10 protein-coding genes are annotated in these 14,781 nt (G+C 71.4%); 6 read left to right on the top strand and 4 right to left on the bottom strand.

What is annotated here, in order from left to right; translation table 11 throughout:
- Nucleotides 1-8: 8 nt before the first annotated feature.
- Together Q7L65_RS12455 and Q7L65_RS12450 are read left to right on the top strand one after the other, a co-directional pair.
- Nucleotides 9-2,096: a hypothetical protein gene (locus Q7L65_RS12455; protein ID WP_304721581.1), complete on the top strand. Its 2,088-nt coding sequence runs from the start codon at nucleotides 9-11 to the stop codon at nucleotides 2,094-2,096.
- A 36-nt stretch (nucleotides 2,097-2,132) separates the two neighbouring features.
- Nucleotides 2,133-5,681 carry a DUF5107 domain-containing protein gene (locus tag Q7L65_RS12450; RefSeq protein ID WP_304721580.1) on the top strand — a complete coding sequence of 1,183 codons (3,549 nt, stop codon included), beginning with the start codon at nucleotides 2,133-2,135 and terminating at the stop codon, nucleotides 5,679-5,681.
- A 71-nt stretch (nucleotides 5,682-5,752) separates the two neighbouring features.
- Here Q7L65_RS12450 and Q7L65_RS12445 read toward each other — a convergent pair whose 3' ends face one another.
- Nucleotides 5,753-6,226 carry a hypothetical protein gene (locus tag Q7L65_RS12445; RefSeq protein WP_304721579.1) on the bottom strand — a complete coding sequence of 158 codons (474 nt, stop codon included), beginning with the start codon at nucleotides 6,224-6,226 and terminating at the stop codon, nucleotides 5,753-5,755.
- Between the two features lie 149 nt (nucleotides 6,227-6,375).
- On the opposite strand from Q7L65_RS12445, the gene Q7L65_RS12440 reads away from it, so the two are divergent.
- The 3 genes from Q7L65_RS12440 to Q7L65_RS12430 all read left to right on the top strand — a co-directional run bounded on the left by Q7L65_RS12440 (nucleotide 6,376) and on the right by Q7L65_RS12430 (nucleotide 10,047).
- On the top strand, nucleotides 6,376-6,987 hold the full coding sequence (locus tag Q7L65_RS12440; RefSeq protein WP_304721577.1) for a TetR/AcrR family transcriptional regulator: 612 nt from the start codon (nucleotides 6,376-6,378) through the stop codon (nucleotides 6,985-6,987).
- A gap of 84 nt (nucleotides 6,988-7,071) precedes the next feature.
- Nucleotides 7,072-8,484, top strand: a complete 1,413-nt coding sequence (locus Q7L65_RS12435) for an aspartate aminotransferase family protein (RefSeq protein ID WP_304721575.1) — start codon at nucleotides 7,072-7,074, stop codon at nucleotides 8,482-8,484.
- Between the two features lie 51 nt (nucleotides 8,485-8,535).
- A complete protein-coding gene (locus tag Q7L65_RS12430) occupies nucleotides 8,536-10,047 on the top strand; it encodes a CoA-acylating methylmalonate-semialdehyde dehydrogenase (protein WP_304721573.1) in 1,512 nt (503 codons plus the stop codon).
- Between the two features lie 50 nt (nucleotides 10,048-10,097).
- Here Q7L65_RS12430 and Q7L65_RS12425 read toward each other — a convergent pair whose 3' ends face one another.
- The gene (locus tag Q7L65_RS12425) at nucleotides 10,098-11,096 is read right to left on the bottom strand and encodes a nitrilase-related carbon-nitrogen hydrolase (RefSeq protein ID WP_304721571.1); all 999 of its coding nucleotides are present in this window, start codon (nucleotides 11,094-11,096) and stop codon (nucleotides 10,098-10,100) included.
- Nucleotides 11,093-12,136 (bottom strand): agmatine/peptidylarginine deiminase, encoded by a 1,044-nt coding sequence (locus Q7L65_RS12420; protein ID WP_304721569.1) that lies wholly within the window; start codon nucleotides 12,134-12,136, stop codon nucleotides 11,093-11,095. The genes Q7L65_RS12425 and Q7L65_RS12420 overlap by 4 nt, the downstream gene beginning before the upstream one ends.
- A 99-nt stretch (nucleotides 12,137-12,235) precedes the next feature.
- On the opposite strand from Q7L65_RS12420, the gene Q7L65_RS12415 reads away from it, so the two are divergent.
- Nucleotides 12,236-13,912, top strand: coding sequence for a PucR family transcriptional regulator (locus tag Q7L65_RS12415; protein ID WP_304721568.1), 1,677 nt, complete (start codon nucleotides 12,236-12,238; stop codon nucleotides 13,910-13,912).
- A 28-nt stretch (nucleotides 13,913-13,940) separates the two neighbouring features.
- Here the strand turns inward: Q7L65_RS12415 and Q7L65_RS12410 are convergent, their stop codons facing one another.
- Nucleotides 13,941-14,735, bottom strand: coding sequence for a hypothetical protein (locus Q7L65_RS12410; RefSeq protein WP_304721567.1), 795 nt, complete (start codon nucleotides 14,733-14,735; stop codon nucleotides 13,941-13,943).
- Nucleotides 14,736-14,781 lie beyond the last annotated feature (46 nt).

Genomic DNA, 14,781 nt, shown 5'->3' with positions numbered 1-14,781 from the left:
ATCGACAGATGGGTCGACCACGCAAGGGCGTGCGCGTCGCGATGCTTGCTGCGCTGATCGCCGGGACGGCCGGGGCACTGCCGTCGGCGGCGCTGGCGGATGAGCCGCCGGCGTCGGGCAACTGGAGACTGAAGTATCACGAGACGTTCGACAGACCGATCGGTCTCGACAACAGACCGTGGGTGCGCGACGACTACTCGCAGTCGTTCGACAACGTCATGGATGACGCCAGCCCGTGGTGGAACAACGACTTCGGCCAGCCATGGCTGAACCAGCTCCACAGCTTCACGACGTGGAGAAAGAAGGTCAGACTCGGCGAGGACGGCTGGCTGACCGCGTCGATGACCGCGCGCGACTGGGACAACGACGGCAACATCGAGGCGCCGCCGACGATCCGCACCGAGACGATCGAGAGCGAAGGCAGCGTCGCGAAGATCGACGTGCCCGACCACTCCGGCGGCGCGATCTTCGTGCCCTCCGACGCGCTTCCGTCGCAGTACCGCGTCGAGTACAGACTGAAGACGCTCGACTTCGGCGGCAGACGCAACGGCACGATCTTCTACGACGGCAAGGAGAACGGCTACAAGCTGGACGGCAGATGCCGGACCCAGCACCCGTGGCCCGAGGGCGTCAACACCCCCGGCTGGCTCAGCGACCCGAACGCTCCGTACTGCGAGTGGCAGGAGGTCGGCAGAGGCAGATACGGCTACAACGGCTTCCACTACATGGCGATCGTCGACTTCGATCACCCGGAGCCGCGCAACAACCACTTCTGGCACTACCGTCGCAAGGTCCTGATGGACGGCTTCGCCCAGCATCCGGATCGTGTCGGCACCGGCACCGGCGGCATCGTCTGCAACTCCGCAACGGGTGAGGAGTACACCTACGCGGAGAGCACATACAACACGGTCAACATGTGGATCAGCTCGCTGCCGAACTACAGACCGGGCAGAGGCGGCATCACCGGCAACGCGCAGCGCTTCATCACCGACTGCCAGGGCGGCGTCGACAGAGGCAGCCTCGCCTCGGCGGCCGAACTGCAGCCGGAGTTGATGCCGAGAGAGGACTACACGTTCGCGATCGAGCGTGACGCGACCGGCTATGTGATGGAGGTGACGGGCAACTTCGCCCGCGCCGGCAGACGGACGATCCGCTTCCACCGCAACTTCGTCGTCGGCAACAACCCGATCTGGCACTACAACAGCTCGCCGGAGGAGTACGACGGCAGATTCAACGGGTCGCTGTTCCAGAACGGCTTCCTCGGCACCAGACAGGAGCTGCCCAACCAGTGGCCGAGAGGCTCCGCCTACCCTGACTACTTCGTCATCGGCGACCTCTACACCAACGTCTACGAGGGCAACGCCCGCATCGACGACATCAAGCTCTACCTGCCGCGCGACGCCTCCGACCACCCGGGCCCGGTCTCGACCGCCCCGCCGGTGATCAGCGGCTCCGTCACGGAGGGCTCGACCCTGACGGCGACCGAGGGGACCTGGACCGGCGCGACGCCGACGTTCAGATTCCAGTGGCTGCGCGACAACGCTCCGATCGACGGTGCGACGAGTGCGACCTACGTCGTCGGTGCCGGTGACTACGGTCATCAGCTGCGCGTGCGCGTGACGGCGACCAACGTCGAGGGCGCGACCGACGCGACGTCAGAGGCTGTCACCCCGGTCCAGAAGGGCGACAAGGGCGACAGAGGTGACACCGGCCCGAAGGGCGACACCGGCGACGCCGGGCCCAAGGGCGACACGGGTGACGTCGGCCCGATCGGCGCCGCCGGCCCCAAGGGTGACACCGGCGAGAAGGGCGAACGGGGCGAGAGAGGTGCCCGTGGCCCCAGAGGCCGTGACGCGCAGGTCACCTGCACGATCAGAGGCTCGCCCAACAGATCCAGCATCGCCTGCAAGATCACGTACGTGACCGGCAGAGCGGCGAGAGTCAAGGGCAGTGCCCGGCTCGTGCGCGCCAACCGCACGTACGCGATCGGCACCAAGCGCGGCCTGCGCCCGACGCGCGCGCTGAAGAAGGGCAACTACAAGCTGCGTGTCCGCTCCGGCGGCAAGCTGCTCGTGCTGCCCGTCCGCATCCGCTAACCGCAGCTTCCGTACCACCCCCAGAGGAGAGACCTGATGCACCATCCCCTCGCGCGCCACCGCGGCGCGCGTCCCATCTGGCTGCCGGCGATCGCCGTCACCGCCGTCTGCCTCGGCGGCGGCGTCGCAGCCAGCTCCGCCAGCGCAGCCGGCCTGGCGATCGACGAGGTCGTCGCGCGCGACGCCAAGACGATCGACATCGAGTTCAACAAGCCGCTCGGCGACGAGCTGCTCGGCATGGTGGCGGCGAACAACTCCAACACCAGCTACCTGCACCAGTTCGTCCGCGTCTCCGGCGGCCAGGCGAGCGAGCCCGACGCGGCGCTGACCGGCGCCGCCGCGCTCTCGACCGAGGTCTCCGGCACGCGCAACTACGTCGTCGAGACGCCCGCGCACGACACGCTGCGGCTCGTCTTCCCGAGAACGAGCCCGACGACGCTCGTCGGCGGCCGCGAGTACCAGCTCAGAATCGACGCCTCCGGCGACTCGCTCGCCGGCCTCTTCTTCAGAGGCCAGGACGGCTCGACGCTGAGCGGGTCGAGCACCGCCAACGTCGCGTTCACGGGCAACGGCACGGCGCCCTCCGTCGCCGCCGTCGACAGCGCGAAGGCGATCGACCGCCGCACCGTGCGCGTCGCGTTCGCCTCGCCGCTGCTGTCCGGACTCGCCGGCGGCACGTACACGAGCACCTCGAACATCCAGCTGAGAGACGCGGGCGGCACGGTCTTCACGCCGTCCTACATCGAGCCGGTCGCCGACAGCGACCGCAAGGTCTTCGACCTCCAGTTCACGAGAGACCTCGACCCCAGCGCGACGTACGACCTCACGTTCGCCGCGGGCATGAACCTGACGACCTCCGCCGGCACCGTCGGCGCCGCGCTCACCGTCAACGGCGTCCCGAGCATCTCGAAGCCGTGGAACGCGCCCGAGATCGAGGGCGTCACGGTCGACCAGGCGCGCAACGAGCTGCGGGTCCGCTTCAACCATCGCATCGCGAAGGTGAAGGCGCCGTCCGCTCCGGCCGCGCCGTCGAGAGTCGACGGCGACGCCGCCGCCGGCTACGTGATGGTGCGCGAGACAGCGAACCAGAAGATCGCCGGCGCGGTGCTGACCGACGACGACGTGCGCGCGCTGCTCGAGCTCGACGCGACCGTCGAGGACGACGACGGTGGCCCGTCGCCGTTCAACGACATCTTCGGCGAAGCATCCGACGGCGCCAGCCGCCTGCACGACATGGCCGGCTACTTCCCGGACCGCAGAACGCTCGCGATCCGCTTCGAGAGCGGCACCCGGCTCGCGCCGTTCGCGCGCGGCACGGTCAAGCTGCGCGGCGACAGCCGCCTCGTCGACGTCGCCGGCGCGACCAACGCCGCGGCCGGCAAGACGCACAGCTTCGCGGCCCCGGTCGGCAACGTCACCAGCGGCGGCACCGCCCCCGGCTACGACCCCAACCAGGCCGACTTCCTCTCGATCGACAAGAGATCGTCGACGGTCTTCCGTCACTTCGACTACGAGATGAGAGACCCGGAGGGCTTCTTCGTCAGAAGCGCCGACGTGAGAGATCGTCTCGCCGACGAGAGACTCGACGCGATCGTGATCGAGAACAAGTACATCAAGGCGACGTTCACGCCCGGCTACGGCGGCCGTATGGTCTCGTTGATCTACAAGCCGACGGGCAACGACCTGCTCTACACCAACCCGGTCGGCACCCCGTACGGCAACTCGGCGACCCCGAACGGCTCGCCGTTCTACGCCGGCTGGCTGATGGTCTACGGCGGCGTCTTCCCGACCTGGGTCGAGGCCGAGCACGGCAAGTTCTGGTTCAGACCGTGGGACTACGAGATCGTTCAGTCCGAGGACAGAATCGACATCGTCATGACGAAGACCGACGACCTCGACTTCTCGGGCAGACCGTCGCGCTTCCGCTACGGCCGCACGGACCTCAGAGCGACGGTCACCTACTCGGTCAGCAAGACCAGCCCGGTCGTCGACATGAACGTCAGACTCGACAACCCGACGGCGCAGGACAAGGAGTTCGAGTACTGGACCTGCACGACGCTGGCGCCGGGCGAGGACACCTACAACGGCTCCTCCACGATGGAGATCCTCTCCAACGTCAGAACGCTCAGACAGGGCTCGTCCTACAACTGGATGAGAGACGTCGAGGAGGTCACCGAGACCAGAGGCGGCTTCACGTACCTCAGACTCGACAAGCTCAACAAGATGTCGAACTGGACCAGAGACGGCATCGCCTACGGCCAGGACCTGCCGACGCTGCCGCAGGCCAACTGGTGGGGCGTCGTCAACCACGAGAACGGCGAGGGCGTCATCCGCACGGGTGACAACACCAGAACGCCGGGCATGAAGTTCTGGGAGTGGGGCTTCAACGGCTCGTTCAACACCAGCCCGTACCAGAAGGGCTCCTCGGCGCGTCCGTACATCGAGCTGTGGGCCGGCGCCTCGGGCGAGTTCTTCACGCCGGACGTGCTGCCCGCCGGCGGCTCGAAGACGTGGACGGAGTCCTACGCCCCGTCGATGGACATGAAGAACGTCACGAACGCGACCAGAGCCGGCCAGGCGCTGATCGAGTTCGGCGACCACAGCGCCAACGCGCGCGTCTACTCGACGCTCGTCGGCCAGAGCCTGACGGCCGAGTTGAGCGACGCCGTCACCGGCAGAGTGATCGACACCGTCGCCTTCAGCGGCGACCCGATGCGCTCGGTCGAGCTGTCCGGCTACGTCAAGGACGGCACGACGGCGAAGGTGACGCTGAAGGACGTCAGCGGCACGGTGTTGCTGACGGCCGAGAAGGCCGACGGCAAGGCCGTCAACCCCGACGATCCGGACGCGCCGGTCGTCGCACCCGTCGCGACGAGCGCCCCGGACGTCACGGGCGAGGCGGTCGCGGGTTCGACGCTGACGGCGCAGACCGGCAGCTGGACCGGCACCAACCCCGCCTTCGCGTACCAGTGGCTGCGTGACGGCGAGGCCATCGGCGGCGCGGTCAACGCGACGTACGTCGTCACCGCGGGTGACGTCGGCCACGCGCTGAGCGTGCGGGTGACCGGCACCAACAGCGCCGGCTCGGACTCCGCCGAGTCGGGCGCGGTGCACCCGGTCGGCCAAGCGCAGAACGGTGAGGACGGCGCTGCCGGCAGAGACGGAGCCAACGGCAGAGACGGCGCGAACGGCGCTGACGGCAGAGACGGCGCGCCGGGTCCGGCGGGTCCCGCCGGTCCCAAGGGCGATGCCGGAGCGGCGGGTCCCAAGGGCGATGCCGGAGCGGCCGGTCCCAGAGGCGCGAGGGGTGACAGGGGCGCACGCGGCGCGGCCGGCCGTGACGCCAAGGTCACGTGCAAGCTCACGGTCAGAGGCGGGCGCCAGTCCGTCTCCTGCAGAGTCGCGTACGTCAGAGGCGGCTCGGCGAGAGTCCGCGGCAGCGCCCGCCTGGTGAAGAACGGCCGCACGTTCGCGGTCGGCACCAAGCACGGTCTGCGCACCGTGCGCACGGTCAAGCGCGGCAGCTACAAGCTGCGCATCGCGTCCGGGCGCAGCGTCCAGGTGCTGCCGGTGACGGTCCGGTAGCGCGCGGGCGTCAGGTCCAGGGGGACAGCCAGGGCGGGGATCTCGTGAGAGATCTCCGCCCGCTGTGCTCCCTACGCCGCTACTGCGAGCTGCTCGCTCAGCGGCCGCTCGGCGAGCGCCGGGTCGACGCCCTCGGCGTCGGCGATGTGCTGGTGCGACGGGCAGTAGCCGTTGCGCGGGTGCGGCAGGCGCTGGCACGGCGTGCCCTTGCGCGTCATCGCGCGACACTCGAGACGGTTGCCGGCGAAGTCGTAACCAGTCTCGAACTGCTCTTCGATCGAGCTGTCGACGAGCGCGAGGTACTGCTCGACGACCGCGTTCATGTGCGCCTGCTCCGAGAGCGGGAAGTACGGACGCAGGTCGCGGATCAGGCTCCGTGTGGGCTTCGCGAAGTACCACCGGTCGGTCGCCATCCGTTCGACCGTCTCCTCGCACGCGTGCAGGACGCGAACATGGTTGCTGCGGTCGGTTGCGCACGGTCCGGGACTGTCGACGATCACGTCGGCAAGGGCCCGGTACATGGCGCGGCTGAATTGGTAGAGCACGGGTTCTCTCCTTCAGTGACTAAGCGCTTGCTTAGAGTGACAGATCGGATCGAGCCGTGCAATGACGTGTCTGGCAGCCTGACCGCGGGCCTACGCGTCGCGCGCTCGCGATGGCGCCGTTTCCAGGCGTTATCGGCGATCCTGTGGGGATGGATGACCAGAACGCTCGGCTGTACGCCGACCTGTGGGCGCACGTCGAGCCGGAGAGCTCGCGGCGGCTCCTGCTCGCGGCGCTCGACGCGTTCGCCGACCGCGGCTTCGAGGCCGCGACCACGCGCGACATCTCCAGACGCGCCGGCATGAGCCCGGCCGCCGTCTACGTCCACTACCGCTCCAAGGTCGAGATGCTCGGCGAGATCATGCGGATCGGCCACGAGTCGGTGCTGGCGGAGGCGCGCGCCGCGATGGCGCCGTGCGACACCCCCGCCGATCGCACCGCCGCCTTCGTGATGGCCTTCTCCTCCTGGCACGCCCGCTTCGCGACGCTCGGCCAGGTGACCGCGCACGAGCTGCGGGCGCTGCCGCCCGAGCGCTTCGGCGAGATACTCGCCCTGCGCCAGGCGACCGAGCGGCTCGTCGCCGACGAGATCAGAGCCGGCGCCGCCAACGGCGACCTCCACGTCGACGACCTCCAGGGCACCGTCCGCGCGATCCTCTCCCTCGGCGTCGACTCCGCCCGCTGGTACGCCCCCCAACGCGGCGGCGACCCCGAATCGATCGGCCGCCTGCACGCGGACCTCGTGCTGAGAATGCTGCGCTAGCCACACACCCCGTCCCCCTCAGGCGCTGAGATTCCGACGTTCTGCGCATCGCGCGGGGCGGGGGGAGGAGGAAGGCTCTGGGGCATGACGGAATCCGCGCTGCACGAGACCGCACGTGAGCATCTGCTGCTGCACTTCACCAACCACGCGTCCGCGTACGGCGGCGAGCGGGAGCTGCTCGTGCTGGAGCGGGGCGAGGGGCCGTACGTCTTCGACACGTCCGGCAGGCGCTACGTCGATGCGCTGTCGAGCCTGTTCTGCGCGCAGCTGGGCTATTCGTACGGGGAGGAGATCGCGGCGGCGTCGAGCGCGCAGCTGCAGAAGCTGGCGTTCAACACGAACTGGGCGACGGCGCATCCGCCCGCGATCGAGCTGGCGGCGAAGCTGGCGGAGATCATGCCCGGCGACCTCAACCACGTCTTCTTCACCAACGGCGGCTCGGAGTCGGTCGAGTCGATGTGGAAGATCGCGCGCGAGTACTTCGTCGCGAAGGGCGAGCCGCAGCGGTTGAAGGCGATCGCGCGCAGAAACGCATACCACGGGGTCACGCTCGGCGCGCTCAGCTTCACCGGCGTGCCCGGCTTCAAGGAGCCGTTCGGCACGCCCGCGATCGACGTGACGCACGTCTCCAACACGAACGCGTTCCGTGCGCCGGACGGTGGCGACGCCGCCGCCTTCTGCGCGCGCCTGCTGGCGGAGGTTCGCGAGGCCGTCGCGGCGGCCGGCTCGGACGAGGTCGCGATCATCGTCGCCGAGCCGGTCCAGAACGCGGGCGGCTGCCTCGTCGCGCCGCCCGGCTACTGGGCCGGGCTGCGGGCGATCGCCGATGACTGCGGCGCGCTGCTCGTCGCCGACGAGGTGATCTGCGGCTTCGGCCGCCTCGGCCGCTGGCTCGGCAGCGAGCGCGAGGGCGTCGTGCCGGACATCGCGACGACCGCGAAGGGGCTCACGTCCGCCTACGCGCCGATGGGCGCGGTGCTCGTCGCCGACCGGGTCGCCGATGCGATCCACAGCTCGGGCACCCCGCTGCGCCACGGGATCACGTTCGGCGGGCATCCCGTCAGCGCGGCGGTCGCGCTGAAGAGCATCGAGATCTTCGAGCGTGACGGCGTGCTGGAGAACGTGCGCGCCAACGAGGACCATCTGCAGGCGCGCCTGAACGAGCTGCTGGAGCTGCCGATCGTCGGCGACGTGCGCGGGCGCGGCTACTTCTGGGCGATGGAGCTGGTCGGCGACGCGCACGGCCGCACCTTCGACAAGCCCGAGCGCGACCGGCTGCTGCGCGGCTTCCTGCCCGGCCGCCTGCTCGACGCGGGCCTGATCGCGCGCGCCGACGACCGCGGCGACTCGGTCCTGCAGATCGCCCCGCCGCTGATCGCCGACCGCGCCGTGCTCGACGAGATCGTCGAAGGACTCGCGGACGTGCTCGCCGACGCGGGTAGGTTCATGGGCGTCGAGTCGGCCGCGACCGGCGCCGCGCCCGCGACCGCCGCCTGAACCCCGCTCGTCCCGCCGCCACCACCGATCGCCACCACGGAGCTGCCCCACATGTCAACGACCACCACCCCCACGACGCTCGCCCACTGGATCGGCGGTCGCGCCGACGCCGGCAGCGGCGACCGCTTCGGCACGGTGACCGAGTCGGCGACCGGCGAGACGATCGCGCGCGTCGCGTTCGCGACCGAGGCCGACGTCGACCGCGCGGTGCGCGTCGCGGCCGAAGCCGCCGTGCCGTGGGGCAGATCGTCGCTGGGCCAGCGCACGAAGGTCCTGTTCGCCTTCCGCGAGGGCGTCAACGCGCGCCGCGACGAGCTGGCGCGCGCGATCACGCGCGAGCACGGCAAGGTCCTCTCCGACGCCGCCGGCGAGGTCCAGCGCGGGTTGGAGGTGATCGAGTTCGCGTGCGGCCTCGGGCACCTGCTGAAGGGCGAGATGTCGGGCCAGGTCTCGCGTGGCGTCGACTCCTACTCGCTGCGCCAGCCGCTCGGTGTCGTCGCGGGGATAACGCCGTTCAACTTCCCGGTGATGGTGCCGCTGTGGATGGCGCCGGTGGCGCTCGCGTGCGGCAACGCGTTCGTGCTGAAGCCGAGCGAGCAGGATCCGTCGGCGTCGTTGCTGCTGGCTGAGATCCTCGCCGATGCCGGCCTGCCCGAGGGCGTCTTCACCGTCATCAACGGCGACAAGGACGCGGTCAACGGGCTGCTCGTGCACCCCGAGATCAGAGCGGTCTCGTTCGTCGGCTCGACGCCGATCGCCAAACACGTCTACGAGACCGCGACCGCGCATGGCAAGCGCGTGCAGGCGCTCGGCGGCGCGAAGAACCACGCCGTCGTGCTGCCCGACGCGGACCTCGACCTCGCCGCCGACGCGCTCGTGTCCGCCGGCTACGGCTCGGCCGGCCAGCGCTGCATGGCCGTCTCCGTCGCGGTCGCCGTCGGCGCCTCTGCGGAGCCGCTGATCGCGAAGATCGAGGAGCGGATCGCGGGCCTCACGGTCGGCGACGGCTTCGAGGCCGACTCCGAGATGGGGCCGCTCGTGTCAGAGCGCCACCTCGCGCGCGTGCGTGGGCTGGTGGACGGCGGCGAGGCCGACGGCGCGACGCTGCTGGCCGACGGCCGCACGCTGACGGTCGACGGCCGCCCGGGCGGGCACTGGATCGGCCCGACGCTGTTCGACCACGTCAAGCCGGGCATGGCGATCTACGACGAGGAGATCTTCGGCCCGGTCCTGTGCGTCGTGCGCGCGGATTCCTACGACGAGGCGATCGAACTGACGAACGCCAGCCCGTACGGCAACGGCGCCGCGATCTTCACCAACGACGGCGGCGCCGCGCGCCAGTTCGAGCAGGACGTGACCGCCGGCATGGTCGGCGTCAACGTCCCGATCCCGGTGCCGATGGCCTACCACTCCTTCGGCGGCTGGAAGGACTCGCTGTTCGGCGACCTGCACGTCCACGGCCCCGACGGCGTGCGCTTCTACACGCGCGGCAAGGTCGTCACCCGGCGCTGGCCCGATCCCGCGGACCGCGGGATCGACCTCGGCTTCCCGGTCCACACCTAGACGGTCGCCTGAGGGGGCCGGATCGCGTCTGGCGCCGCGAGGCGGTTCCCTCAGGTGATCGTGAGCGATGCGTACGCGTCCGGTCGGCGCGTCGTGAGGAACGGGAACAGCGCCAGCCAGTCGGAGCGCTGCGCGAGGTCCAGATCCGCGACGAGCACCGCCGGCTTGTCGCGCGGCGCCTGCACGAGTTTGCGGCCGTACGGATCGCTGACGAACGAGGAGCCGTAGAAGTCGAGCGGCTCCTCGTGCCCGATCCGGTTGATCGCGATCATGAAGGTGCCGTTGGCGATCCCGTTGGCGACGATCACCTGCTCCCACAGCGGCTCGGTGTCGAACTCCGGGTGGTCGGGCTCGGAGCCGATCGCGGTCGGGTAGACGATCGCCTCGGCGCCCGCGAGCGAGTAGGCGCGCGCCAGCTCGGGGAACCACTGGTCCCAGCAGGTCGGGAAGCCGAATCTCGCGCCGCGCAGGTCGAGCACCGGGAACGGGCCGGGTCCGGCCGCGCCGTTCGCGGCGCTGCTGGGGCCTCCGCCGGCCGGACCCGGACGGAAGTATCTGTCCTCGTAGTAGCCGGCGGTGACGGGGATGTGCAACTTGCGCGTGCGTGCGACCAGCTCGCCGCTCGGCGCGACGACGATCGCGGTGTTGTAGCCGAGCCCGTCGGGGGATTGAGTCCCGCCCTCCCCGTCGGCGCGCTCGAACAGCGATGCGTGCACGTGCACGCCGTGCTCGGCCGCGGCGCGCCGCGCGAACGCAGCCGTCGGCCCGTCCTCCAGCGGCTCCGGCGCGGCGCCCGCGGCGGCCGGGCCGTCGGGCGTGATCGCGAAGTACGGCGACAGCGTCAGCTCCTGCAGGCAGACGAGCGTCGCGCCCTCGCGCGCGGCCAGGCCGATCCCCTCGTTCAGCGCCGCGACGTGCGCCGCGGGGTCTGGGTTCCAGCGCTGCTGAACGGCGCCGACGCGGAACGGGGCGCGCGGCTCTGCGTCGTCCTCGACGCGCGCGAGCGAGACCGGCGGGTTCGTGTTGACGATCAGCTCGTACTCGCTCATGCCTGCTGCTCCGGGGTCGGTATCGCTGGGACCTGCTGGGTGATGCAGTGGACGCCGCCGCCGCCGAGCGCCAGCACGCGGCCGGGCACGCCGACGACCTCACGGCCGGGCAGCAGCGCGCGCAGGCGCGTCAGCGCCTCGTCGTCCATGTCGTGGTCGAGTTGCGCAAGCGGCACGATCGCGGCGCCGTTGCAGAGGTAGAAGTTCATGTACGGGACCACGACCGCCTCGCCGTCCTCGCGCTGGGTGCGCGGCAGCAGCGACAGCTCTATGACGTCGAGTCCGGCCGCCAGCAGGCGGCGCTTGTTCTCGAGCGTGTTGGCGTGGTTGAGATCGCCGGCGGGAGCGGTCTGCAGCAGCACCCTACCGGGCGCGACGAACGCCGCGACGTTGTCGACGTGGCCGTCGGTGTCGGCGTCCTCGATCAGGCCCTGGCCGAGCCAGACGATCTGCTCGACGCCGAGCTGCAGCCTCAGCTCCTGCTCGATGTCGACGCGCTCCAGCAGCGCGTTGCGGTTGGGGTTCAGCAGGCACTGCTCGGTCGTCACGAGCGTGCCCTCGCCGTCGACCGCGATCGAGCCTCCCTCCAGCACCAGCGGCGAGCCGAAGCGCTCGATCCCGAGCTGCTCCAGCAGCCGCTGCGCGATCGCCGCGTCCTTGTCGTACGGCTCGAACGCCTCGCCCCAGGCGTTGAAGCGGAAGTCGATCCCCGCGCGCGTGGTGCCGGAGCCGCCGGTGCCGGTGACGACGATCGGGCCGGAGTCGCGCAGCCACGAATCGTCGATCGGCAGCGCGACGACCTCGACGTTGTCGGCCGTCACGCGTCTGCGCGCGTCCGCGACGTGCGCCGGATCGGCGACCAGCGTGACCGGCTCGAACGCCGCGACCGCCTCGACGACGGCGGCGTGCGCGTCGCGCGCCTCCTCGATCGTCGTGCCGCGCCACGCCTCCTCGCGGGCCGGCCAGGCGATCAACGTGCGCTCGTGCGGCGCCCATTCGGCCGGCATCCGCAGGCCGGCAGCGCGGGTGGTCGTGTTCATGGGCGGGAGCCTAGCGAGCAGGGTGTGCGCCGAAATGGCGGAGCCTGGCGCGCTTCGTTGTGCGACGGTATCGGTCCGCGCCACGCCCCGGAAGGGCGCATGACCGCCACCGACGACAGAGCGCTTCCCGACATCACCGTTCGCGCCGCGCTGGAGCTGCCGGCGCTGCGGCGCGGGCTGCCCGAGGTGCTCGCCGGCCACGCGCGCCTGGATCAGACGATCCGCTGGGTCCACACGGGCGAGGTCGCGAACATCGCGGCGCTGCTGAGCGGCGGCGAGATGCTGCTGACGACGGGCATGGGGATCGGCACGCGGGCGGCCGAGCAGCGGCGCTTCGTCGCGCGCCTGGCGGAGCGCGACGCGGCCGCCCTCGTGATCGAGCTGGGGACGGTCTTCTCCGCGGCGCCGCGCGCGCTGGTGGAGGCGGCCGAGCAGGCGCAGCTGCCGCTGATCGTGCTGCGCAACGAGATCCCGTTCGTCGCCGTGACGGAGGCGGTCCACACCCAGCTCGTCTCCTCGCACTACGCGCTGCTGCGACGCGGCGAGCTGATCCAGCGCGAGCTGACCGAGCTGCTGCTGGAGGGCGAGGGCATCCCGGCCGTGCTCGCCGCACTCGCGTCGACACTGCAGGCGCCGGTCTTCTTGGAGGACGCGCGCGGGCGGTTGTTGTCGCACGCGCTGCCCGGCGGCGATGCGGACATGGTCGACCCGCTCGACGCGTGGGAGATGGCGCGACGGGGCGGGGTCGCGCCGGGCGGACGCGCCGCCGCCGTGCGGACCGGCGGCCGCGGCGACGGGCGCCTGCTGGTGGCGCCGCTGCGCGCGCCGTACGACGCGCTCGCGGGCGTCGCGTTGGAGCCCGCGGCGGGGATCGTCGCGCTCGCGCTGCTGCGTGAACGTCAGGAGGAGGAGTTGGCCGCGCGCGAGCGCGGCAGCCTGCTCGTCGACCTCGCCGACGGCCGCATCGCGCCGGGCGCGGTCGGTCGGGCCGCGCTGGCGGCGGGCTTGGAGCGCGTGCCGGCGCTGCTGCTGCCGCTTGCGGCGCTGGTCGGTGACGGGAGCGAACACCTTGGCGGCGACTGGGACGCCGCGCTGCGCGACGCCGAGCGGCAGCTGTCCGCGCGCGGCTGGGACGCGGTCGTCGGGCGGCGCTCGTCCAGCGCGACGCTGCTGGTGCTCGTGGCGCTGCGCGACGCCGATCAACGCGCGGCCGCAGCGGATGCGGTCGCCGCGGTCCTGCACGAGGTACTCGGCAGACGGCTCGGCATCGAGCGCGTCACCGTCGCCGCGGGCCGGGCGAGCGAGCTGTCCGCGGCGGGGCCGGAGCTGCGCCGCGGCGAACAGAGCGCGGCGGCGATCGCGGCCAGCGGCGCCTCCTCGGGGGACGGCGGAGCGGCCGGCGAGCGAGCCGGCGGATCCGAGGACGACGGCGCGGCGAGCGGCGAGCGGGCCTGGCACGACGTCAAGGCGCTGGAGCTGCGACGGCTGTTGTGGACCGCACGCGACGATGCGGACCTGACGGCGATGGTCGAGCGCGTGCTGGGGCCGCTCGTCGCGCACGATCGCGAGCGCAGACTCGTGCTGCTGCCGACGCTCGAGGCGCTGATCGCCAACGGCGGCCGCAAGGCCGAGACGGCGCGGACGCTGCACCTCAACCGCCAGGCGCTCTACCACCGCCTCGCGCGGATCGAGCAGCTGCTCGGCGTCGAGCTGAGCGACCCGGAGCAGCTGCTGACGCTGCACGTGGCGCTGCTCGCGCGCCAGTACGCCGGCTGACGTTCGGCCGCCCCGGCGCGCGCCCCGCTCAGCAGCCGTCGCGCGCGAGCAGGTGCGCGCACTCTCTGCCGCGGCGGAAGCCGTCGCGGAAGGCGAGGCCCGTGAGGCCCTCCAGCCGCTGGTCGCCGTCGTACAGCGGCTCGCCGGCGACGCCGTCGCGGAAGCCCTCCCAGCGTGCCAGCGCCTCGGGCGTGACGTGCACCATGTGCGCGCTCGTGAGCGCGTCCTCGGCCTCTGGCGAGCCCTCGAAGCGGTAGAAGACCTGCGGCGGCTCGCCCGCGTCGAGCGCGGCCAGCTGCTCGCGCACCTCGCCGGCGCGTGCCCGCAGCAGCGGGTCCTCGTCGAGGTCGGCGGCGATCTCGCGCAGGTGCAGTCTGACCGCCTCGACCAGCTCTTGCTGGTCCTCGCAGCGGGTCTGGCGGCCGGAGCGGGTCGACTGCACGATCACGGGCAGGTCCTCCGTCTCGCCGAGCTGCTCCTCCGCCGGCAGCCCGACGATCCAGCCGCCCGAGCGCCAGCTGCGGTCGTTGCGGTGCCAGTGGATCACCGTGCCCGGCGACAGCGAGCGGCCCAGCCGTGCGAGCACGTGGTAGCCGGCCGCGTCGCACTCGAGGTGGACGCCGTCGACGCCGAGCGAGAAGCCGAGCCCGACGGCGCCGTCGGTGCGCCAGCCCTCGGCGCGCAGCCGCTCGACGGTCGTCGCCAGATCCTCCAGCGCGATCGCCTTCGCCCGCAGCAGGTCGACGACGTCGGCACCCGTCGCCGGCGGCGTCGCGTCCACGTGGGTGATCGCGCGGCCCGGGTTCCGTGCGTCGTCGCTCATCTGCTTCAGAGTACGCCGCTCGGGCTGTCACACGTTCCGCGCCCGT

Origin of the sequence: Conexibacter sp. CPCC 206217 (assembly GCF_030646165.1) — a bacterium.
In the GTDB taxonomy this organism is placed as follows: Bacteria; Actinomycetota; Thermoleophilia; order Solirubrobacterales; family Solirubrobacteraceae; genus Conexibacter.
The sequence above is the reverse complement of the archived record's forward strand: the minus strand, read 5'-3'. Positions and strand labels throughout refer to the sequence as shown.

Bases quoted from the DNA above. Each gene is read 5' to 3' on its own strand.
- Q7L65_RS12455 (WP_304721581.1), top strand. From the start codon at position 9: ATGGGTCGACCACGCAAGGGCGTGCGCGTCGCGATGCTTGCTGCGCTG.
- Q7L65_RS12450 (WP_304721580.1), top strand. From the start codon at position 2,133: ATGCACCATCCCCTCGCGCGCCACCGCGGCGCGCGTCCCATCTGGCTG.
- Q7L65_RS12440 (WP_304721577.1), top strand. From the start codon at position 6,376: ATGGATGACCAGAACGCTCGGCTGTACGCCGACCTGTGGGCGCACGTC.
- Q7L65_RS12435 (WP_304721575.1), top strand. From the start codon at position 7,072: ATGACGGAATCCGCGCTGCACGAGACCGCACGTGAGCATCTGCTGCTG.
- Q7L65_RS12430 (WP_304721573.1), top strand. From the start codon at position 8,536: ATGTCAACGACCACCACCCCCACGACGCTCGCCCACTGGATCGGCGGT.
- Q7L65_RS12425 (WP_304721571.1), bottom strand. From the start codon at position 11,096: ATGAGCGAGTACGAGCTGATCGTCAACACGAACCCGCCGGTCTCGCTC.
- Q7L65_RS12420 (WP_304721569.1), bottom strand. From the start codon at position 12,136: ATGAACACGACCACCCGCGCTGCCGGCCTGCGGATGCCGGCCGAATGG.
- Q7L65_RS12415 (WP_304721568.1), top strand. From the start codon at position 12,236: ATGACCGCCACCGACGACAGAGCGCTTCCCGACATCACCGTTCGCGCC.
- Q7L65_RS12410 (WP_304721567.1), bottom strand. From the start codon at position 14,735: ATGAGCGACGACGCACGGAACCCGGGCCGCGCGATCACCCACGTGGAC.